This is a genomic window from Ruegeria sp. CG8 (assembly GCF_056537165.1).
Window position 1 is genome coordinate 227,230 of the sequence record NZ_JBQFRA010000001.1, and the last position, 19,523, is coordinate 246,752.

The 19,523-nt window shown below is 62.7% G+C and carries 21 protein-coding genes; 17 read left to right on the forward strand and 4 right to left on the reverse strand.

What is annotated here, in order from left to right; genetic code table 11:
* Window positions 1-14 precede the first annotated feature (14 nt).
* The 4 genes from ACR0EF_RS01065 (at window position 15) to ACR0EF_RS01080 (ending at window position 2,032) form a co-directional block, all read left to right on the forward strand.
* Window positions 15-803 carry a cyclase family protein gene (locus ACR0EF_RS01065; RefSeq protein ID WP_170371737.1) on the forward strand — a complete coding sequence of 263 codons (789 nt, stop codon included), beginning with the start codon at window positions 15-17 and terminating at the stop codon, window positions 801-803.
* Entirely contained in the window at window positions 800-1,321 is a 522-nt protein-coding gene (locus ACR0EF_RS01070) for a thioesterase family protein (RefSeq protein ID WP_170371736.1), read from the forward strand. The genes ACR0EF_RS01065 and ACR0EF_RS01070 overlap by 4 nt, the downstream gene beginning before the upstream one ends.
* Window positions 1,322-1,406: 85 nt before the next feature.
* A complete protein-coding gene (locus tag ACR0EF_RS01075) occupies window positions 1,407-1,625 on the forward strand; it encodes a YMGG-like glycine zipper-containing protein (RefSeq protein ID WP_244952316.1) in 219 nt (72 codons plus the stop codon).
* 41 nt (window positions 1,626-1,666) lie between these two features.
* Window positions 1,667-2,032, forward strand: coding sequence for a hypothetical protein (locus ACR0EF_RS01080; protein ID WP_170371735.1), 366 nt, complete (start codon window positions 1,667-1,669; stop codon window positions 2,030-2,032).
* A 9-nt stretch (window positions 2,033-2,041) separates the two neighbouring features.
* Here the strand turns inward: ACR0EF_RS01080 and ACR0EF_RS01085 are convergent, their stop codons facing one another.
* The gene (locus tag ACR0EF_RS01085) at window positions 2,042-2,236 is read right to left on the reverse strand and encodes a SlyX family protein (RefSeq protein ID WP_170357101.1); all 195 of its coding nucleotides are present in this window, start codon (window positions 2,234-2,236) and stop codon (window positions 2,042-2,044) included.
* Between the two features lie 128 nt (window positions 2,237-2,364).
* Here ACR0EF_RS01085 and hisS point away from each other — a divergent pair, with 128 nt between their 5' ends.
* Genes hisS through hisG form a run of 3 tightly spaced genes read left to right on the forward strand, consistent with a single transcriptional unit; the run spans window position 2,365 to window position 5,630 of the window.
* Entirely contained in the window at window positions 2,365-3,852 is a 1,488-nt protein-coding gene (gene hisS / locus ACR0EF_RS01090) for a histidine--tRNA ligase (protein ID WP_170340492.1), read from the forward strand.
* 3 nt (window positions 3,853-3,855) lie between these two features.
* Complete coding sequence (locus tag ACR0EF_RS01095) at window positions 3,856-4,944, forward strand: ATP phosphoribosyltransferase regulatory subunit (protein ID WP_170371734.1); 1,089 nt, start codon at window positions 3,856-3,858, stop codon at window positions 4,942-4,944.
* On the forward strand, window positions 4,941-5,630 hold the full coding sequence (gene hisG / locus ACR0EF_RS01100) for an ATP phosphoribosyltransferase (RefSeq protein ID WP_170357104.1): 690 nt from the start codon (window positions 4,941-4,943) through the stop codon (window positions 5,628-5,630). Before ACR0EF_RS01095 ends, hisG begins: the two co-directional genes overlap by 4 nt.
* Window positions 5,631-5,632: 2 nt before the next feature.
* On the opposite strand, the gene ACR0EF_RS01105 is transcribed toward hisG, so the two are convergent.
* Entirely contained in the window at window positions 5,633-6,064 is a 432-nt protein-coding gene (locus tag ACR0EF_RS01105; protein ID WP_170371733.1) for a DUF1489 family protein, read from the reverse strand.
* A gap of 129 nt (window positions 6,065-6,193) precedes the next feature.
* Between ACR0EF_RS01105 and ACR0EF_RS01110 the strand changes: the two genes are divergently transcribed.
* The 3 genes from ACR0EF_RS01110 (at window position 6,194) to rpsD (ending at window position 9,965) form a co-directional block, all read left to right on the forward strand.
* Window positions 6,194-8,476 carry an adenosylcobalamin-dependent ribonucleoside-diphosphate reductase gene (locus tag ACR0EF_RS01110; RefSeq protein WP_170371732.1) on the forward strand — a complete coding sequence of 761 codons (2,283 nt, stop codon included), beginning with the start codon at window positions 6,194-6,196 and terminating at the stop codon, window positions 8,474-8,476.
* 294 nt (window positions 8,477-8,770) lie between these two features.
* The gene (locus ACR0EF_RS01115; protein ID WP_170371731.1) at window positions 8,771-9,148 is read left to right on the forward strand and encodes a hypothetical protein; all 378 of its coding nucleotides are present in this window, start codon (window positions 8,771-8,773) and stop codon (window positions 9,146-9,148) included.
* A 196-nt stretch (window positions 9,149-9,344) separates the two neighbouring features.
* Complete coding sequence (gene rpsD / locus ACR0EF_RS01120) at window positions 9,345-9,965, forward strand: 30S ribosomal protein S4 (protein ID WP_093964621.1); 621 nt, start codon at window positions 9,345-9,347, stop codon at window positions 9,963-9,965.
* A 67-nt stretch (window positions 9,966-10,032) separates the two neighbouring features.
* Here rpsD and ACR0EF_RS01125 read toward each other — a convergent pair whose 3' ends face one another.
* Entirely contained in the window at window positions 10,033-10,494 is a 462-nt protein-coding gene (locus ACR0EF_RS01125) for an Lrp/AsnC family transcriptional regulator (protein ID WP_170364866.1), read from the reverse strand.
* 102 nt (window positions 10,495-10,596) lie between these two features.
* Between ACR0EF_RS01125 and ACR0EF_RS01130 the strand changes: the two genes are divergently transcribed.
* From ACR0EF_RS01130 to ACR0EF_RS01145, 4 genes are all read left to right on the forward strand, one after another.
* Complete coding sequence (locus ACR0EF_RS01130; protein ID WP_170371730.1) at window positions 10,597-12,012, forward strand: aminotransferase class V-fold PLP-dependent enzyme; 1,416 nt, start codon at window positions 10,597-10,599, stop codon at window positions 12,010-12,012.
* A gap of 64 nt (window positions 12,013-12,076) precedes the next feature.
* Entirely contained in the window at window positions 12,077-13,162 is a 1,086-nt protein-coding gene (hisC, locus tag ACR0EF_RS01135) for a histidinol-phosphate transaminase (protein WP_170371728.1), read from the forward strand.
* On the forward strand, window positions 13,159-14,079 hold the full coding sequence (locus ACR0EF_RS01140; RefSeq protein ID WP_170357112.1) for a prephenate/arogenate dehydrogenase family protein: 921 nt from the start codon (window positions 13,159-13,161) through the stop codon (window positions 14,077-14,079). Before hisC ends, ACR0EF_RS01140 begins: the two co-directional genes overlap by 4 nt.
* On the forward strand, window positions 14,076-14,933 hold the full coding sequence (locus ACR0EF_RS01145; protein WP_170371726.1) for an extensin-like domain-containing protein: 858 nt from the start codon (window positions 14,076-14,078) through the stop codon (window positions 14,931-14,933). The genes ACR0EF_RS01140 and ACR0EF_RS01145 overlap by 4 nt, the downstream gene beginning before the upstream one ends.
* Here the strand turns inward: ACR0EF_RS01145 and ACR0EF_RS01150 are convergent.
* The gene (locus ACR0EF_RS01150) at window positions 14,930-15,931 is read right to left on the reverse strand and encodes a DUF2125 domain-containing protein (protein ID WP_170357114.1); all 1,002 of its coding nucleotides are present in this window, start codon (window positions 15,929-15,931) and stop codon (window positions 14,930-14,932) included. The genes ACR0EF_RS01145 and ACR0EF_RS01150 overlap by 4 nt on opposite strands.
* Window positions 15,932-15,998: 67 nt before the next feature.
* Here ACR0EF_RS01150 and ACR0EF_RS01155 point away from each other — a divergent pair, with 67 nt between their 5' ends.
* The 3 genes from ACR0EF_RS01155 (at window position 15,999) to ACR0EF_RS01165 (ending at window position 19,522) form a co-directional block, all read left to right on the forward strand.
* Window positions 15,999-16,529 carry a gamma-glutamylcyclotransferase gene (locus tag ACR0EF_RS01155; protein ID WP_170371724.1) on the forward strand — a complete coding sequence of 177 codons (531 nt, stop codon included), beginning with the start codon at window positions 15,999-16,001 and terminating at the stop codon, window positions 16,527-16,529.
* A 68-nt stretch (window positions 16,530-16,597) separates the two neighbouring features.
* On the forward strand, window positions 16,598-17,776 hold the full coding sequence (locus ACR0EF_RS01160) for a biopolymer transporter ExbB (protein WP_170371722.1): 1,179 nt from the start codon (window positions 16,598-16,600) through the stop codon (window positions 17,774-17,776).
* Window positions 17,777-17,779: 3 nt separating this feature from the next.
* Entirely contained in the window at window positions 17,780-19,522 is a 1,743-nt protein-coding gene (locus ACR0EF_RS01165) for a peptidoglycan -binding protein (RefSeq protein WP_170371720.1), read from the forward strand.
* The last annotated feature ends 1 nt before the right edge of the window (window position 19,523 follow it).

The window sequence follows — 19,523 nt, forward strand, 5'->3', positions numbered from 1 at the left end:
TCCCGGAGGAGTTCATGGCCCGCCGTTTCGTCGATCTGTCCGTCCCGCTGGAAACCGGCATCGTGTCGGACCCGCCGATCATGCTGCCTCAGATCGAATACATGAGCCACGACCAGACGGCCGAGCAGGTGATGGCCTTTTTCCCCGGCCTGAAGAAGGAGGACCTGCCCGGCGGCGAGGGCTGGGCCATCGAACGGCTGCAGATCGCCACCCATAACGGCACCCACTTGGACGCGCCGTACCATCACCACTCGACCATGAACCGGGGCGAGCGGGCGATCACCATCGACGAGGTGCCGCTGGAGTGGTGCATGAACCCGGGCGTGAAGCTGGATTTCCGGCATTTCGAGGATGGCTACGTCGTCACCGCCGCCGATGTCGCAGCCGAGCTGAAGCGGATCGGGCATGACCTGCGACCGCTGGATATCGTCGTGGTCAACACCTCGGCCGGCACCTGTTATGGCCAGCCGGATTACCTGATGAAAGGCTGCGGGATGGGGCGCGAGGCCACGCTGTACCTGACCGAGCGCGGCGTGCGCGTGACTGGCACCGACGCCTGGAGCTGGGACGCGCCCTTTCCGCTGACCGCGCAAGAATACGCGGAAACACATGACCCCTCGATCATCTGGGAGGGGCATCGCGCGTCGATCGAGATCGGCTATTGCCACATGGAGAAGCTGACCAATCTGGAAAGCCTGCCGCCCACGGGGTTCGAGATCTCGTGCTTTCCGTTCAAGATCAAGGGCGCCTCGGCCGGGTTCATCCGCGCGGTGGCGATCTTCGAGGAGGAAGACGACGAATGACCCGGGAAAACGAGCCTTTGGGAGGCCATGACGGCCCGTACCCCGCACCGGTCGAAATCACCGGTTTCACGGTCCGGCCCGACTGGATCGACTATAACGGTCACATGAATGTGGGGTATTATGGCGTGGTGTTCGATCTGGCCTTTGAACGGCTGCTGGTCGATCATCTGGGCTTGGGCGAACCGCAGGTCGCGGCGCTGGAGCAGGGGCCGTACATCCTGCAGTCGCACCTGCATTTCCTGCGCGAGGTTCGCGAGGGCGAGGCGCTGGTTTTCCGGTTTCGGATGCTGGATGCCGATCACAAGCGTGGTCACTATTTTGCGCAGATGGTGTCGGCCGAGGATGGCGTGGTCTGTGCAACCCAAGAGGCCCTGTTCATGAATGTCAGCCATACAACAGGCCGGTCGGAACCCTATCCGGACTGGGCCGCTGTGCGGCTGGCGCGAATGGTGTCCGACCATGCCACATTGCCCCCCGAGCCGCAGATCGGCAGACAAATCGGCATTCGACGCAAATAGCCCGGGGATGGCCTTAGTTGCCAGAATTCCAGGAGCGGGCTACGCTGACCACCCGGTTCGGGCTTGGTCACGGGAGGGCAACCAAATGTGGATCTTGAGGAAATGCGCACAGGCGCCAGCCTGTATATTGGCGGCATCGCTGATCGTCTTGCCTGCGTCAGCCGCTTTGGCGGACAAGAAAAAGGAAGAAGATGCGCTGAAGGGCGCCCTGATTGGCGCCGGCGTCGGAGCGTTGATCGGAGATGGCAAAGGCGCGGCCGCAGGTGCGGTTGTCGGTGCAATCATTGGGGCAAACCGCAAGTGACGGGGGCGTCCATGATTGACCGCCTTCAGAAAGGAGCCCTGATGCGACTGCTTGATTTCAAACCTGTTCTGGCTGGCTTGATCCTTCTCCCGTCCATCGGCACGGCGGACGAGGCCGCCGACCAGATGGCGCAAGACGCACTTCCGCTGATGTACCATACCTGCGCTTCGGTCATTGAAGAGGCTGATGGAAATGATGAATACGTTTTCGACGTCGTCAGAAAGATGACCGCTCTTTCACTCTACAACCGTCAGGTTGATATCGAAGAGTTTGCATCCTCGGACGAAGAAAAAGCCAATCTGCGTGAGGCTTTTCTTTCAGCGCTGACCGAAGGTTGCGCAGGCGATGAGGATGCCCTGTTGGGTGGTGTCGTCGACGATGCCGTTAGATCAACGCTTGGGCTGTAGGGGCTGGGCTCAATAGTGCGGTGGGCGCTCGTCGCCCAGAATGACTCCGCCGGATCCTTCCTGCGCACGTTCGGCTTCGCGCTGCATCAACATCGCCACTCGGCGGGTCAGGCGGTCGATCTCGTCCTGCTGCTTGGCGACGACCATGCTCAGGTCATCCACGGTGCGGGTCAGATGGGCAATTTTTTCTTCCAGATGCTGCATCGCTGGGGCTCCTGTGATCTGGTGCGGTCATACCGCTGCGGCGCGCGCAATGCCAGCGCTGGCTTGCCCCGACCCAGACCATGGGATAGACCGCGCGCGCAAGTGATGAAATCCCAAGGACGCCCCACATGGCCAAGCCCAAGAAACAGCCCCGCCCCAAGGCCGTCACGCCGAAAGGGTTCCGCGACTATTTCGGCCAGGAAGTCACGCAGCGCACCGAGATGCTGCGGACGATTGCGGACGTCTATCATCGCTATGGGTTTGATGCGCTGGAAAGCAGCGCCGTGGAAACGGTCGAGGCGCTGGGCAAGTTCCTGCCCGACGTCGATCGCCCGAACGAAGGCGTGTTCGCCTGGCAGGAGTTTGACGAGGGCGGCAACGGCGACTGGATGGCGTTGCGCTATGATCTGACAGCACCTTTGGCCCGGGTCTATGCCCAGCACCGCAACGACCTGCCCACGCCCTATCGCCGCTATGCGATGGGGCCGGTCTGGCGCAACGAAAAGCCGGGGCCGGGACGGTATCGCCAGTTCTATCAGTGCGATGCGGATACGGTGGGCACGGCCAGCATGGCCGCCGACGCCGAGATCTGCGCCATGCTGTCGGATACGCTGGAGACCGTGGGCATCCCGCGCGGCGACTATCTGGTGCGGGTCAACAACCGCAAGGTCCTGAACGGTGTGCTCGAGGCCATGGGTCTGGGCGCGGACGCGGCGGCGCGCGATGACGTACTGCGCACCATCGACAAGTTCGACAAGGTGGGCGAGCAGGGCGTGCGCGAATTGCTGACCAAGGGCCGGCTGGATGCCTCGGGCGCGTTCATCGATGGTGTGGGCCTGTCCGACGATCAGGCCGAGCCGGTGATCGCCTTCCTGACGTCCAAGGCTGATGACACCGCCGGAACGCTGGCCAACCTGCGCGCGGCCGTGGGCGACAGCAAGATAGGCGCCGAAGGCATCTCCGAGCTGGAACAGATAGGCGAGCTGCTGGCCGCGGGTGGCTATGGTGCCGATCGCATCCAGATCGACCCCTCGGTCGTGCGAGGGCTGGGATACTACACCGGTCCGGTCTACGAGGCCGAGCTAACCTTCGAGATCTTCGACGAAAAGGGCCGCAAGCGGCAGTTTGGGTCGGTCTCGGGCGGCGGGCGCTATGATGATCTGGTGAAGCGTTTCACCGGACAGGAAGTGCCCGCGACGGGCATCTCGATCGGGGTCGACCGGTTGTTGGCCGCGCTGCGCGAAAAAGGTCGGATCAAGTCACATGACACCGGGCCGGTCGTCGTGACCGTGATGGACCGGGACCGCATGGCCGACTATCAGGCGATGGTGGCCGAACTGCGCAATGCCGGCATCCGCGCCGAGGTTTACTTGGGCAACCCCAAGAATTTCGGCAATCAGTTGAAATACGCGGACAAGAGGAACTCGCCCGTCGCGGTGATCGAGGGCGGGGACGAGAAGGACCGTGGCGTGGTTCAGATCAAGGACCTGATCCTGGGCGCCAAGATCGCCGAGAGCGCCACGCTCGAGGAATGGAAGGAACGCCCCAGCCAGTTCGAGGTGCCGCGCGGTGATCTGGTCGCCAAGGTGCGCGAGATTCTGGACAGTCAGGACTGAGCCATGCCCAATCGATCCCAGATCCAGGCCCGGGCCGCGATGATGCGCGTGCGCTTCGAAGCCGCCGGGGCACAGGTCGTCGACACGCCGCTGCTGCAATCGGCCGAGACGCTGCTGGACCTTTACGGCGAGGATATCCGCGCGCGCGCTTATGTTACGTCGGATGCGCTGCGCGGCGAACAGATGCTGCGCCCGGATTTCACTCTGCCGGTGGTGCAGATGCACATGCGCGACGGCGCTGAACCGGCGCGGTACACCTATTCGGGCGAGGTGTTCCGCCGTCAGGAACATGACCCCGACCGCGCCAATGAATACATCCAGGTGGGCTACGAGGTCTTTGACCGCGACGATCCGGCAGGGGCCGATGCCGAGGTATTCTCGCTATTTGCCCTGCAATTGCGGGGTCTGCCGCTGCGCGCTGCGACCGGAGACATCGGCATTCTGACCGCAGCCGTTCAGGGCCTGCGCACCTCCGACCAACGTAAGGCCGCGCTGATGCGCCACCTGTGGCGGCCGCGCCGGTTCCGGGCTCTGCTGGACCGGTTCGCGGTCCGCAAGCCCGAGCCGGACCACCGCGCCGCGTTGCTCGCGGCGGCCGACCCGATGGCCTGCGACGCGCCGGTGATCGGCAAGCGCCGACCGGCCGAGATCGCCTCTCGTATCGACGCCCTGCGCGCCGACCGCGACACGCCGCCGATTTCCGACACGGAAATGGCCGGGCTGGACTCGCTGCTGGGTGTGCGCGAGACCATGCCCTATGCGCTGGAGCATCTGCGCGACATCGCCGTCGATCTGCCCCAGATCACCCCCGCGCTGGACCGGCTCGAGGCGCGGATTGCCGCCCTGCAGGCGCGTGGCGTTGATGTCAGCAAGCTGGATTTCGAGGCCTCGTATGGGCGCACCTCGATGGAGTATTACGACGGGTTCGTCTTCGGCTTCTACGCCGAGCGCCGCCCCGACCTGCCGCCCATCGCCACCGGCGGGCGCTATGACGCGCTGACGCGGCGGCTGGGCAACGGGGCCGAGATCCCGGCGGTGGGTGGCGTGCTGCGCCCCGACCTGATGCTGGAAATCGAGGAGGCGGGCCAATGACCCTGAAGCTGGGCGTGCCGTCCAAGGGGCGACTGATGGAGAAAACCTTTGCCTGGTTCGCCCGCCACGGGATCGAGCTGTCGCGCGCCGGGTCCGACCGGGAATATGCCGGCAAGGTTGATGGGATCGAGGATGTCTCGCTGATCCTGCTGTCGGCTGGAGAGATCCCGCGCGAGCTGGCTGCCGGGCGGATTCACCTGGGCGTGACCGGCACTGACTTGGTGCACGAGAAACTTCCGCGCTGGGAACAGCAGGTCGAAGAAATCGCGCCGCTGGGCTTTGGCCAGGCCGATCTGGTGATCGCGGTTCCGGCCTGCTGGGTCGATGTCGAGACGCTGGATGATCTGGACGCCGCCGCCGCCGCCTTCCGCGCCGCGCACGGACACCGCCTGCGGATCGCCACCAAGTACCACCGTCTGGTGCGCGAGTTCCTGACCGATTCCGGGGTTGCCGACTATACGCTGGTCGACAGCCAGGGGGCGACCGAGGGCACGGTGATGAACGAAACCGCCGAGGCGATTGCCGACATCACCTCGACCGGTGAGACCCTGCGTGCCAACCACCTCAAGATCCTCTCGGATGGATTGATTCTGCAATCGCAGGCCACTTTGTGGCGCAGCCGGGTTGCGGAGTACGGGGCCACTGAAAAGGCCACTCTGGCAGAAGTGATGCGCCGTCTGGGCTGAGGTCAGAGCACGCCGATCTCGGCCAGCGCGCGGTTCAGATCCTCGGGCAGGGCGTCGTCCTGCGCGCGGCTTTCGGGCAGGTCTGCGGGGCTGTCCTCGGGTTTCAGATAGCGCCAGCCCTGAAACGGCCGTTTCTGCGCGCCCTGGGTGCGGTGGACCTGCGGGTCCAATACGATGGCGCAGCGGCGGATGCCATCCTCACCCGTCACCTCGTCCAGCCGCAAGATGCGCTGTCGACACTGGATGACACCCTTGATGACCCAGAAGATCGACCCGCCGTTCAGAATCTCGGCCTCGCGCTTGGGCCACATGCGGGTGATGTGGCGGGGCAGGCCGTCCGGAAACCGCTGGCGATAGCTGTCCTGCCAGGCGATCAGGCTGTCCACGCTCTCGGACCCGACCGAGAGTTTCACGAGGTTGATGTAATTATCCACAGCTTTCCCACAGAGTCGTCCCACGGACTATCTTTATATTGTAGCTTACCGTTGCGCGCTATCAAGCTGTTGTGGTTCGGCGCGGATTTGGTCTAATCTGGATGCCTCTTTCAAGACAGGGAATCACCAATGAGCCGCTTTGCCGCCCCCATCGCCGAGCAGATCTGGGACATGAAATACCGCTTCAAACAGGCGGATGGCACGCCGATCGACAAGTCGGTCGAGGATTCGTGGCGGCGGATTGCGCGCGATCTGGCTCGGGTGGAAAAGGACCCCGAGCATTGGGAGCAGAAGTTCTACGAAGCGCTTGAGGATTTCAAATACCTGCCCGCCGGGCGCATCACGGCCGGAGCAGGCACTGCGCGGCAGGTGACGCTGTTCAACTGTTTCGTCATGGGCACGGTCCCCGACAGCATGGGTGGTATTTTCGACATGCTGAAAGAGGCCGCGCTGACCATGCAGCAGGGCGGGGGGATCGGCTATGATTTCTCGACCATCCGGCCGCGCGGCGCGGATGTGCACGGGGTGGCCGCCGATGCCTCGGGGCCGCTGTCGTTCATGGATGTGTGGGACGCCATGTGCCGCACCATCATGTCGGCGGGCTCGCGCCGGGGCGCGATGATGGCGACGATGCGTTGCGACCATCCGGATATCGAACAGTTCATCACCGCCAAGTCCGACCCGGCCCGGCTGCGCATGTTCAACATGTCGGTGCTGGTGACCGATGCCTTCATGGAGGCGGTCAAGGCGGATGGGCCGTGGGATCTGGTCTTTGACGGCAAGGTCTATCACACGGTGCAGGCCCGTGATCTGTGGAACAAGATCATGCAGGCCACCTATGACTATGCCGAGCCGGGCGTGATCTTCATCGACCGGATCAACCAGGCCAACAACCTGAGCTATGCCGAGACCATCGCCGCCACCAACCCGTGCGGCGAGCAGCCCCTGCCGCCGTATGGCGCCTGTCTGTTGGGTTCGATCAATCTGGCCCGGCTGGTGTCGGCGCCGTTCGAAGACGCGGCCCATCTGGACGAGGCGGCGTTGCAGGAGCTTGTCGCCACGGCCGTTCGCATGATGGACAACGTGGTGGATGCCTCGAAATTCCCGCTGCCGCAGCAGGCCGCCGAGGCGCAGGCCAAGCGCCGTATCGGTCTGGGCGTGACCGGGCTGGCGGATGCTCTGTTGATGCTGGGCCTGCGCTATGGCTCGGACGAGGCGGCGCGTCAGACCGAGCGCTGGTTGCACGCGATCGCCCGCGCCGCGTATCTGGCGTCGGTGGACTTGGCCAAGGAAAAAGGGGCCTTTCCCCTGTTCGATGCCGAGAAATACCTGGCCAGCGGCACCATGCAGCAGATGGATGACGATGTCCGCGAGGCAATCCGCGAGCATGGGATCCGCAATGCTCTGCTGACCTCGATCGCACCCACCGGGACGATCTCGCTGTATGCGGGTAACGTGTCGTCGGGGATCGAGCCGGTCTTTGCCTATGCCTACACCCGCAAGGTGCTGCAGAAAGACGGATCGCGCACCGAGGAAGAGGTGGTGGACTATGCCGTTCAGATGTGGCGCGACAAGTTCGGCGACGTCGAACTGCCCGACTTTTTCGTGAACGCTCAGACCCTGACCCCGGCCGAGCATGTCAAGATGCAGGCGGCCGCCCAGAAATGGATCGACAGTTCGATCTCGAAGACGATCAACTGCCCCGAGGACATCTCGTTCGATGCCTTCAAGGACGTGTACATGCAGGCCTGGGATCAGGGCTGCAAGGGCTGCACCACCTATCGCCCGAACGACGTGACCGGCTCGGTTCTGACCGTCTCGGAAAGCGACGACAAGGTGCCGGGCGAAAGCGCCGATGCCCCGCACGAGGTGGACGGCGGCGACGTGATCTACATGTCCGAACCGCTGGACCGGCCGCAATCGCTTGAGGGTTCGACCTACAAGCTGAAATGGCCCGACAGCGAACACGCGATCTATTTGACGATCAACGACATCGTCATCGGTGGCCGGCGGCGTCCGTTCGAGGTGTTCATCAACTCGAAGAACATGGAGCATTACGCTTGGACGCTGGCGTTGACGCGGATGATCTCGGCCGTGTTCCGGCGCGGGGGCGACGTGTCTTTCGTGGTCGAGGAACTGAAGGCCGTGTTCGACCCGCGCGGCGGGGCCTGGGTGCAGGGCAAGTACATCCCCTCGATCCTGGCGGCCATCGGCGGCGTGATCGAGCAGCACATGATCGCGATCGGGTTCCTTGAGGGGGAAGGGATGGGGCTGAAGTCCGACCCGCAGGCGCAGGTGGTCAACATGGATGCCCCACGCGGCAAGGCCTGCCCGTCCTGCGGCCAGTATGACATGGTGATGATCGAGGGCTGCATGACCTGCCGCAGCTGCGGACACTCGAAATGCGGTTGACGAGTGCCACATAACTGTCGTTAAAGTTGTATTGTGTTTTGCCGGAGTCTCAATTTGATTTGACTCTCCGGCAACATTCTCGTGAAAGCTGCAATTCCGTCTCTTTTCGGCCGGATTCATCATTGATACACCGCTAGTGTACGGGGTGATGAGTTTGAAAGGTCGGGCGGGCAGATGACAGCCGGGTATAACGGTCGCATAGCAGTATTTTGGTCCCAAACGGAAATTGACGGGCTTGAAGCAGCGCCTGTGGCAGATTTGGCCATTGGAGCATCTTGGTCGTGGCATGGGTGCATGACGCGCTTGCCGGACTGTAACGCGGAATATTCCGTTCAGACTGGACATGATCAGGCGTTGATGGCGCTGGCCGGGCATGGCCCCGAAGCCGCAACGCTGAAGCCGATCGCCACGCTTGCAGTTGTCTCATTGACGAATGGGGCGCAGACCTACGAGGCCGAGTTGACGTTGGTCGAGGGTCAGAAAGACGCGGTTTTTCTGTTCCAAAATGGCTGCCCCGCGCGGGGCCAGGACTTCTGGGTATGCGCCGTCGAAGAATATGCCGACGCAAGCCAGTCGGATGCGGGCAATGTTGTTTCCTTCCCCACGCGTCGCAGTTCAACGGAGCAAACGTTGGTTCTTGCGCCGCATATGGCTGCGACCGCCGCTGAATAGGCCGCCCATTCCTTGGGAACTATTTTTTCGTCCACGTATCGCAGCGTGTTGACTCTGGTCTGTTCGCAGATATAAGCGCGGCTTCATTGGTGTTGGTGGCCCCCGCAAGGGGATGCCTGTCATGGGGGAAACCTCAAGAGGACAACGCCCTTCATAGTGGCCTGTCAGGGCCTCGACCTTAAGAAGGAGATCAGCCGTGACCAAACGCACGTCTGCCAAGCACAAAATCGACCGCCGGATGGGCGAAAACATCTGGGGTCGCCCGAAATCCCCGGTCAACCGTCGTGAATACGGCCCCGGCCAGCATGGTCAGCGCCGCAAAGGCAAACTTTCGGACTTCGGTCTGCAGCTGCGCGCCAAGCAGAAGCTGAAAGGCTACTACGGCGACCTGACCGAGAAGCAGTTCCGCCGCATCTACGCCGAAGCCGTACGTGTGAACGGCGACACTGGTGAAAACCTGATCGGCCTGCTGGAGCGCCGTCTGGACGCTGTCGTCTACCGCGCCAAGTTCGTGCCGACCGTGTTCGCCGCACGTCAGTTCGTGAACCACGGCCATGTCAAAGTGAACGGCAAGCGGGTGAACATCCCCAGCTACCGCGTCAAGGAAGGCGACGTGATCGAGGTCCGCGACAAGTCCAAGCAACTGGCCGTCGTTCTGGAAGCCGTTGGCCTGGCCGAGCGTGATGTTCCGGATTACCTTGAAGTCGACCACTCGAAGATGACCGCGACCTTCGTGCGCACCCCGTCGCTGGGCGACGTGCCGTACCCGGTCATGATGGAACCGAACCTGGTCGTCGAATTCTACGCGAAGAACTGATCTTCGCGGGCAGTTTCAGAAAACGGGCCGTACCTGCGAAGGTGCGGCCCTTTTTCATGGCAAACACTCAGATCGGCAGAGGGCGGTCTTCGGCGATCGCCTCCATCGCGAAATACGAGGTCACGCTGTCCAGTTCGACCTTCTCGATCAGGCGCTGATAGACTTTGTCATAGGTCGCCATATCCTGCGTCACGACCCGTAGCTGATAGTCGTAGTCGCCGCCGATCCGGTGGAAATCCACGACTTCCGGAATGGTCAGGACATGGCTGCGAAAGGCCTGCAGCCATTCGGCCGAGTGGTGACGCGTGCGCAGCATAACGAATACGACCAGATTCAGCCCCAGTTTTTCGCGCGCGATCCGGGCCGTCGACCCTGTCAGGACGCCTGCATCGTTCAGCGCCTTCAATCGCCGCCAGCAGGCGTTTTGCGACAGGCCGACTCGCTCGGCCAGTTCGCGCTGGGAAAGGGTAGCGTCTTTTTGCAGTTCGCGCAAAAGGCGCTTGTCAATTTGATCTATATTTTCACTCATTACAGATCATATGACCCAAAACATTAATAATTCAAGCAAAGATAGGTGAAGTTTACTCAGCTGAAGTAGATCATATTGGAAGTGCAATATGGAGCCAATGACATGACCCTGTCCCATTTTCGTGCAGAAATCCAAGCCGCCACTCACAATTCGACCCTGCGCGACGGGCTGATCGGAGAGAACGTTCTGATCCCGGGTCTGCATGGGGACGTGCCGCTTGTGTACGCGGACTACGTTGCCTCGGGCCGCGCCTTGCGGCAGGTCGAGGATTTTGTGGCCCAGCATGTGTTGCCTTTCTATGCGAACAGCCACACCGAGGCCTCCTATTGCGGTTCCTACATGACGCGACTGCGCCGCGAGGCGCGCGCGGAAATAGCCCGCATCGTTGGCGCGAGGGGAGATGACGCGGTGATCTTCACCGGGTCCGGTGCCACTGCGGGGCTCAACCGGCTGGTCAGTTTGATGGGAGTGCAAGAGGCTGACCAGCCGGTTGTCTTGATTGGTCCGTACGAGCACCATTCGAACATCCTGCCCTGGCGCGAGAGCAAGGCGCAGGTCATCGAGATCCCCGAAAGCCCCGAGGGTGGGCCGGACATTGCGGTGCTGGAACAGACGCTGATCGAGCATTCGGATTCGGATCTTGTGATCGGGTCATTCTCGGCCGCGTCGAATGTCACGGGTGTCATCACCGACCCTGACCCGGTGACGCGGCTGCTGAAACGGTACGGTGCGCGCGCGGTCTGGGATTACGCCGGGGGCGGGCCCTACCTGCCGATGGACATGGGGCCGGACGATGCGCGCAAGGATGCCATCGTCGTGTCTCCGCACAAGTTTCCGGGCGGGCCGGGGGCTTCGGGTGTTCTGATCGTGAACCAGGGTGCCGTGCGCCGTACCTGTCCCAGCTGGCCGGGTGGGGGCACGGTCAGCTTCGTTTCGCCCTGGCGCCACGACTACAGCACCGATCTGGCCACCCGCGAAGAGGCCGGAACCCCGAACGTGATCGGCGACATCCGCGCGGCCCTGGCCTTCATCGTCAAGGATGCCGTAGGTACCGACGAGATCGCCCGGCGCGAGGCGCTGTACAACCGCATGGCGTTGGATGGGTGGCGTGACAACCCGAACCTGACCCTGCTGGGCGTGGACCACCCGCACCGCCTGCCGATCTTTTCCTTCCTAGTGCGCGACACCACCGGGCAACCGGTGCACCAACAGCTGTTCACCCGGATGCTCAGCGACATCTACGGCATTCAGGCGCGCGGCGGGTGTGCCTGCGCCGGCCCCTATGCGCATCGGCTGCTGGGCATCGACAAGGCGGGCTCTGAAGCGCTGCACGCGGCGTTGTCGGCCGGGGAAGAGATGAAGAAACCGGGTTGGGTGCGGCTGAACTTCTCGTACATGATGACCGAGGACACGGTTCAGTTCATCATCGACAGCGTCAACGACCTGTCGCGCCGTACGCAGGAATACGCCCCGTTCTACGCCGCCGATCCGGCAACCGCCCGCTTCAAGGCGGCGTGACGGAATTGCCGCTTTTCCCAAGGCTTTGAGACCTGTATGAGGGGCGCAACCAACGGAGCCCCTCATGAACAAAATCATCCCGCAACCCGGCATCATGGACATCGCGCTGTATCAGGGCGGCCAGTCGCATGTCGAGGGCGTGGAAAACGTCATCAAGCTGAGTTCCAACGAAAACCCTTTTGGCCCCAGCCCCAAGGCGATCGAAGCCGTGCGCGACAGCGCCACGATGCTGCATCGCTATCCGGTGACCGATCACTACAACCTGCGCGCGGCGATCGGCGAGCGGCACGGGCTGGACCCCGACCGGATCATTTGTGGCGTGGGGAGTGACGAGGTGCTGCAATTCGTGGCCCAGGCCTATGCCGGGCCGGGCGACGAGGTGATCCATACCGAGCATGGATTCTCGATGTATCCGATCATCGCCCGCATGGCCGGCGCGACTCCGGTCGAGGTGCCCGAGCGCGAGCGCAAGATCGATGTCGATGCGATCCTGGCCGCGGTGACCGACCGCACCCGGATCGTGTTCGTGACCAACCCGGGCAACCCGACCTCGACCATGATCTCGGACGCCGAGCTGACGCGCCTGGCCGAGGGCCTGCCGAAGACCTGCCTGATGGTTCTGGATGGCGCCTATGCGGAATTCGTGCCGGGATTTGACGGCGGCGCCGGTCTGGTGGACCGGTTCGACAACGTGATCATGACCCGGACCTTCTCTAAGATTTACGGGCTGGGCGGGATGCGGGTCGGCTGGGGCTATGCGCATCGCGAAATCATCGACGTGCTGAACCGCGTGCGCCAGCCCTTCAACCTGTCGCTGACGGCCATCGCCGCGGCCGAGGCTGCCGTGGCCGATGTGGAATATGTCGAGTTCTGCCGGGCTGAAAACGCGCGCCTGCGCGAATGGCTGTCGGCCGAGCTGGCCAAGATCGGCGTTCCGTCCGATCCGTCCTGCACCAATTTCATCCTCGCGCGGTTCGCTGATCAGGCCGAGGCCGAGGCCTGCGACGCCTATCTGCAATCGAAAGGTTTGATCGTGCGTCGTGTTGCGGGCTACAAGCTGCCCAACGCACTGCGGATCACCGTGGGCGACGAAAAGGCCTGCCGCCGCGTGGTTGCGGCCATCACCGCGTTCAAAGGGGGCGCCGCATGAGCCAGATCTATGACCGCGTGGCGCTGATCGGCTTGGGTCTGATCGCCTCGTCGATGTACTGGGCGATCAAGCGCGCCGGGCTGGCGGGCGAGGTGACCGGCTATGCCCGGTCCGAGGCCACCCGGGACACCGCGCGGCGCATCGGTCTGTGCGACCGGGTCTGCGACACCGCGCAAGAGGCGGTAGAGGGTGCCGATCTGGTCGTGCTCTGCGTGCCGGTGGGCGCGATGGGCGCCGTCGCCAAGGACATCGCGCCGGTGCTCAAGCCCGGCGCAACCGTGTCTGATGTCGGTTCGGTCAAGCGGCACGTCATTGAGGAGGTCGGCCCGCATATTCCTGAAGGCGTGCATTTCGTGCCCGCCCACCCGCTGGCCGGGACCGAGCATTCCGGCCCAGAATCCGGCTTTGCCGAGTTGTTCGACAACCGCTGGTGCCTGCTGGTTCCGGTCGAAGGGTCTGACCCCGAGGCCATCGCCCGCCTGCGCGCCTTGTGGGAAGGGATGGGATCCAATGTCGACGAGATGGATGCCGATCACCATGATCTGGTTCTGGCCGTCACCAGCCACGCGCCGCACCTGATCGCCTATACGATGGTGGGCGTCGCCGACGACCTGCGGCGCGTCACCGACTCCGAGGTCATCAAGTACTCGGCTGCCGGTTTCCGCGATTTCACCCGGATCGCGGCCTCGGACCCGACCATGTGGCGCGACGTGTTCCTGACCAACAAGGATGCGACGCTGGAAATCCTCGGCCGTTTCACCGAAGAGCTGTTTGCCCTGCAGCGCGCGATCCGCACGGGCGACGGTCAGCACCTGTTCGACTATTTTACCCACACCCGCGCAATCCGGCGCGGCATCATCGACGCGGGTCAGGACACCGACGCTCCTGATTTCGGGCGCGTAAAGGCCAAGTCATGAAACTGATCAAAGGCAAAGCTCTGACGGTTATAGCGATGGTATGGGCCGGCGCAGCCACTGCATCGGCCCCCGACACATCACCGGTTCCGGTTGCGCGGCCATCCCCGGTGTCAGAGCTGGTGCAGGCCGCTTATGTCCCGGCAAGTCCGGCGACGCCGATCGCTGTACCAGCGAAGATGCGACCCGTGGTGCGGCCCGTATCCCCTCAGGTGCTGGCCGTGGCAGCGCGCCCGGCCGACCTTCCGCTGCTTGGACCGGATACCTCGCTCAAACCCTATCTGCGGCCCGAGGCGTTGGAACAGCAAGTCCTGTTCAAAAAGCGAAAACTGCGCAAAGGATCGGTGTGCGGTGACATCGCCATTCAGGGCAAGGCCGTGGGCTCGGTTCCCGGCAAGATCAAAGCCTGCGGGATCAAGGATGCCGTCCAGATCACATCGGTGTCAGGAGTGGTTCTCAGCCGCCCATCGACGATGGATTGCGGCACGGCGATCGCATTGAACAAATGGGTCGACAAGACCGTCAAACCGACGTTCAAACGGCGCGGTCCAGTTGTCGAATTGCAGGTTGCTGCGCACTACGCTTGCCGTACCCGGAACAACCGGAAAGGTGCCAGGATCTCGGAACATGGCAAGGGTCGGGCCATTGATATCTCGGGGTTCAAAATGGCCGATGGCGAGGTGGTGACGGTTCTGGACGGTTGGCGCAAGAACCCCTCGAAGAAACAACTGACCAAGATCTGGCGCGGAGCGTGCGGGCCCTTCGGCACGGTTCTTGGCCCGAATTCAGACCGCTATCACCAGAACCATTTCCACCTTGATACCGCCCGTTACCGCAGCGGACCCTACTGCCGCTAACGCAGGATCAGACGCGGGGCCGGACCCAACGGCAACGGTCCCAAAGCCACGAACCCGTCGCGGAAATTCAGCTGCAGGTCCAGCGCGTTGGGGTTGCCCCCCAGACCGGCCAGCAGGTTCAACGCCCGCGTGACCGGATCAACGGCCTGATCGGGCAGGGCACCCGCAGCATTGGCCATGGCAATCATGTCGCGCCAGTTCTCGGCTTTTACCGCAATCTCGCCAACCGGAATGCCCTGTTCATCAACCTCCAGTTCGCCGGTTGCAAACAGACGCAATTCGCCCCATTGCACCTCGGCAAGATGCAGGTCGATCAAACGAGGTTGAGGGCGACGTTCTTCCAGCGCGGAACGGTCCCAGGTTTTGTCGAAGGTGACATTCATATCCAGTTCGAGTGTATCGAAGGCTTGGGGCAGCGAAGCAGCCGTTCGCATCAGCGCGCGCAGGTCCTCACCGGGCGTAAAGGCATCCGAACTGACCCCGATCGCATAGCTCTCGGGCTGGGTGCCTTGTTCCATGACCAGGGCAAGTGACTGGCCGGCAGCCATGTCGGTTCCGTCCTGGGTCACCGACCAGTTGCCCGATGTCAGGGCCATCTTCTCCAACTCCAGGGCGACGCCCGGACGCAGATTCAGTTCCGCCTGAAGGCTGTCGGCAAGGATGATTGCGGTCTGGTCGAAATAAGACAGCCGCTGCGGCGTATCCGCAAAGCGCAAGATCTGTCGTCCGGGCCAGATGGCGGGGCTTTCGAATTCGATCCAATCCGCGCTCCAGGCTGTGCCGTTCACCGGATCGGCCAGCGCGACACTGTTCAAGCGGGTCACGTGGTGCAGCGGAAATCCGGCGATTTCCACGTCGGAATAGTCAGCCTGCCATCCAAGATCCTGCTGGTGCGCGAACCAACCGGTGATGGCGCTGCGCAGCCCATACCCGGCTATGGCCCAATACCCGCCCCAGAGGATGGCCAGAAATATGAACACTCGTACCAGTCGGCGCATCGCAAATGGCCCTTTTTCCTGCCTTGGAATTGATGTTTATAGGCCTAAACGGGCAAGGACCAGAACTATGACGATGTGGGTATTCGGATACGGGTCGCTGTTGTGGAATCCGGGCTTTCCGGTGGCCCGGCGCGAGCAGGCGACACTTCACGGCTATGCGCGGTCATTTTGCATGCGGTCGATCCATCACCGCGGAACCGAGGAGAACCCCGGACTTGTCTTGGCCTTGGACGAACACCCGGATGCCCATTGCAAGGGCTTGGCGCTGGCGGTCGAACCAGGCCATGAGGACCGCACCCTCGAGGAACTGCGCGAGCGCGAATTGATCTCGTCAGCCTATGTGGAGAAGATGCTGGATGTGCATCTGGACAGCGGCCAGACGGTGACGGCAGTGACATATGTGATCGATCCCGACCACGTGCAGTATTGCGGGGGTCTGCCGCTGGAGGTGCAGGCGCAAATCATCGCGCGGGCCGTGGGCGGCCGCGGCCCTAACCCCGAGTATCTTTACAATACCGCTGAGCACCTGTCCGAGATCGGGTTGCACGACCCGGATCTTGAGTGGTTGGCGCAACGGGTGCGCAGCCTGACCGCATAAACCCTTGGCCTTGCCACCAGATTTTCGATAGATTCGCCTCAGAGCAGGCAAAACCGGGAAAGACGCGCATGGCGCATGTACAGCAGGGCGCGAGACCGCATTTCTCGCAACCGATCCGTCAAATCGTGATGATGCTGATCGCCATCGGGCTGTCGGGCCTGGGCGTGTTCATGGCTCTGCCCTACGTGCTGCCGGTTTTTTATGCCAACCCCTATCTGAACGGATTCATCCTGCTGGTCTTTGTCATCGGCGTCGTGGCCTGTTTCTATCAGGTGACCCAGTTGATCGGTTCGGTTCGCTGGATCGAAGCGTTCGTGGGCGGCTTCGTGCGCGAAGACGCTCGTACACCGCAGCTGTTGGCCCCTCTGGCGTCGCTGCTTCGCGCACGCGGGGCGAAATCGCAGATCAGCTCGACATCGACCCGGTCGATCCTGGATTCGGTCGCGGAACGGGTCGAGGAAGAGCGGGAATTCACCCGCTACATCACCAACGTACTGATCTATCTGGGTCTTCTGGGTACGTTCTTCGGCTTGGCAACAACGGTTCCTGCAATTGTCGACACCATTCGCAGCCTGAACCCGCAAGAGGGCGAAGAAGGCCTGGCCGTATTCAATCGTCTGATGAGTGGCCTCGAATCCCAGCTGCAAGGCATGGGCGTGGCGTTCGGGTCCTCCCTGTTGGGGCTTGCCGGATCGCTTATCGTGGGTTTGCTCGAACTATTCGCCGGCCACGGGCAGAACCGGTTCTACCGTGAGCTTGAGGAATGGCTGTCGTCGATCACGCGCGTCGGATTTGCCGCTGGAGATGAAGGCGGTGCGGAACTTGCGGTGCTGACCCCGGTCCTTGATTCCATGTCCGAGCAGATGGACGCGCTGCAGGACCTGTTCGCGGCCCAGGAGGCGGATCGCGCCGAGGTATCGGCCAAGCTGGGTGCATTGGTCGATGTCATCGCGGACATGAACCAACGGCAGGCGGAAAGCGAAGGGGTCACCGCCGCGCTTGAGCGGATCGCGTTGGGGCAGGACGCGCTGCTGGATCATATGCGTGAACATGGTGCGGGCGAGGGGATCGACGCCGAAAGCCGAATGCGGCTGCGGTCGATGGACGTGCAGCTTCTGCGCATTCTCGAAGAAATCTCGGCCGGTCGCCAGGACAGCATGAACGAACTGCGCAAGGATTTCGAGCTGCTGGTCAAGGCGCTGACGCTTCCGCGCGGGGCGGCGCGCCACACACCGGGCGGAGAATAACACATGGCCCTGTCTCGTCGAACCGGTCAGCGTTTCCAAGGCTCGGTCTGGCCCGGCTTCGTTGATGCAATCACGGGGCTGCTGATGGTCATGACCTTTGTGCTGACCATTTTCATGGTCGTGCAGTTCGTGCTGCGCGAAACCATCTCCGGACAGGAAGACGAGCTGACGGCCCTGTCGGACGAAGTGGCCGCCCTTGCGGATGCCTTGGGCCTGGAAGAGCGCGAGAACAGCCGTCTGCAGGCCCGGTTGGGGGCGCTGAACACGACGCTGTCGCAGGCCGAAGAGGATCTGAGCCAGGCGCAGGCCTTGATCTCGTCACTCACCTCGGAGCGTGACCAGCGCGCGGCCGAGTTGGAAGAGGCTCAAACTCGTATCACGGGGTTCGAAGCGCAAGTTGCCGCGCTTTTGGCTGATCAGGCGCGCGCGCAGGGCGATATTGCCGAATTGGAATCCCAGCGCGAGCAACTGCTTTCCGAGCAGGAGGCATTGAACCTTGCCTTGGCACAAAGCCGTGCGGAGGTGGATGCCCAGGCCGAGGCCGCACGGCTGGCGGCTGCACGCCGCGAAGCGCTGGAGGCCTTGGTAGCCGACCTTGAGCAAGCGGACAGTGCGCGCGCGGCCCAGATCGCGGAATTGCAAAGCCAACTGACTGAAGAGGAAGCCGCCCGCGTCGCCGAGGCTGCTGCCGCTGAGGCACTGCGCAACAGATTGCAGAATGCGGATGCCGAATTGACGGCCATGACCCTGGCACTGGAAGAGCAGCGCAAGAAGGCCGAGGAAACACTGACACTGTTGGCCGCCGCTCAGACGGCCAAAGCCGAGCTTGAGCGGCAATTCGGTGAGTTGAATGACGAGGAGCTCAAGGCTCAGCTTGAAGCAGCCCTTGCGGCGAGAACCGAAGCCGAGGCCGAGGCCGAAAGCCAGCGGACGCTGGCCGAGCAGCGTGACGCCTTGCTTGCCGTTGCCCGGGAAACGATCGCCACCGAAAAGGCTCTTTCCGCCAAGGCGCAACGCCAGACGGCCCTGTTGAACCAGCAGATCGCCGCATTGCGCGGCCAATTGGGGTCTTTGCAGGCGCTGCTGGATGACTACAAAGACAGGAATGCCGAGGCCGAGGTGCAAATTCAGACCCTTGGTCAGGACCTGAACGCGGCCCTTGCCCGGGCCGCTTCCGAAGAACGGCGCCGCCGCTTGTTGGAAGAGGCCGAACGCGTCCGCCTGGAGGCTGAGGCCGAGAAACTGGCCGGTCAGAATCAGGAACTTACGGCGCAGGCCGAAGACCTGCAGAGGTACCGCTCCGAGTTCTTTGGTCGCCTGCGCGACGTGTTGGGCAACCAGGAAGGCGTTCGGATCGAGGGCGACCGCTTCGTATTCTCGTCCGAGGTGCTGTTCCCCCCCGGTTCGGCGGTTCTGTCCGAGGATGGCCGGCGCGAGGTCGCGAAAGTGGCGGGCATTCTGCGCGGGATTGCTGCGGACATTCCGCCCGAATTGAATTGGGTTATCCGGGTCGACGGTCACACGGACAATATCCCGCTGAACGGAACAGGACGGTATCGCGACAACTGGGAGCTCAGCCAAGGGCGGGCGCTGTCGGTCGTGCGCTACATGGTCGAACAGTTGGGCATACCGCCGGAACGCCTGTCAGCAAACGGATTTGGAGAGTTTCAACCTGTCGATACGGCGGACACTCCGGAAGCGCGGGCAAAGAACCGTCGCATCGAATTGAAGCTGACCGAACGCTAAG

Bases quoted from the DNA above. Each gene is read 5' to 3' on its own strand.
- ACR0EF_RS01065 (WP_170371737.1), top strand. From the start codon at position 15: ATGGCCCGCCGTTTCGTCGATCTGTCCGTCCCGCTGGAAACCGGCATC.
- ACR0EF_RS01070 (WP_170371736.1), top strand. From the start codon at position 800: ATGACCCGGGAAAACGAGCCTTTGGGAGGCCATGACGGCCCGTACCCC.
- ACR0EF_RS01075 (WP_244952316.1), top strand. From the start codon at position 1,407: ATGTGGATCTTGAGGAAATGCGCACAGGCGCCAGCCTGTATATTGGCG.
- ACR0EF_RS01080 (WP_170371735.1), top strand. From the start codon at position 1,667: ATGCGACTGCTTGATTTCAAACCTGTTCTGGCTGGCTTGATCCTTCTC.
- ACR0EF_RS01085 (WP_170357101.1), bottom strand. From the start codon at position 2,236: ATGCAGCATCTGGAAGAAAAAATTGCCCATCTGACCCGCACCGTGGAT.
- hisS (WP_170340492.1), top strand. From the start codon at position 2,365: ATGGCCAAGCCCAAGAAACAGCCCCGCCCCAAGGCCGTCACGCCGAAA.
- ACR0EF_RS01095 (WP_170371734.1), top strand. From the start codon at position 3,856: ATGCCCAATCGATCCCAGATCCAGGCCCGGGCCGCGATGATGCGCGTG.
- hisG (WP_170357104.1), top strand. From the start codon at position 4,941: ATGACCCTGAAGCTGGGCGTGCCGTCCAAGGGGCGACTGATGGAGAAA.
- ACR0EF_RS01110 (WP_170371732.1), top strand. From the start codon at position 6,194: ATGAGCCGCTTTGCCGCCCCCATCGCCGAGCAGATCTGGGACATGAAA.
- ACR0EF_RS01115 (WP_170371731.1), top strand. From the start codon at position 8,771: ATGACGCGCTTGCCGGACTGTAACGCGGAATATTCCGTTCAGACTGGA.
- ACR0EF_RS01125 (WP_170364866.1), bottom strand. From the start codon at position 10,494: ATGAGTGAAAATATAGATCAAATTGACAAGCGCCTTTTGCGCGAACTG.
- ACR0EF_RS01130 (WP_170371730.1), top strand. From the start codon at position 10,597: ATGACCCTGTCCCATTTTCGTGCAGAAATCCAAGCCGCCACTCACAAT.
- hisC (WP_170371728.1), top strand. From the start codon at position 12,077: ATGAACAAAATCATCCCGCAACCCGGCATCATGGACATCGCGCTGTAT.
- ACR0EF_RS01140 (WP_170357112.1), top strand. From the start codon at position 13,159: ATGAGCCAGATCTATGACCGCGTGGCGCTGATCGGCTTGGGTCTGATC.
- ACR0EF_RS01145 (WP_170371726.1), top strand. From the start codon at position 14,076: ATGAAACTGATCAAAGGCAAAGCTCTGACGGTTATAGCGATGGTATGG.
- ACR0EF_RS01150 (WP_170357114.1), bottom strand. From the start codon at position 15,931: ATGCGCCGACTGGTACGAGTGTTCATATTTCTGGCCATCCTCTGGGGC.
- ACR0EF_RS01155 (WP_170371724.1), top strand. From the start codon at position 15,999: ATGACGATGTGGGTATTCGGATACGGGTCGCTGTTGTGGAATCCGGGC.
- ACR0EF_RS01160 (WP_170371722.1), top strand. From the start codon at position 16,598: ATGGCGCATGTACAGCAGGGCGCGAGACCGCATTTCTCGCAACCGATC.
- ACR0EF_RS01165 (WP_170371720.1), top strand. From the start codon at position 17,780: ATGGCCCTGTCTCGTCGAACCGGTCAGCGTTTCCAAGGCTCGGTCTGG.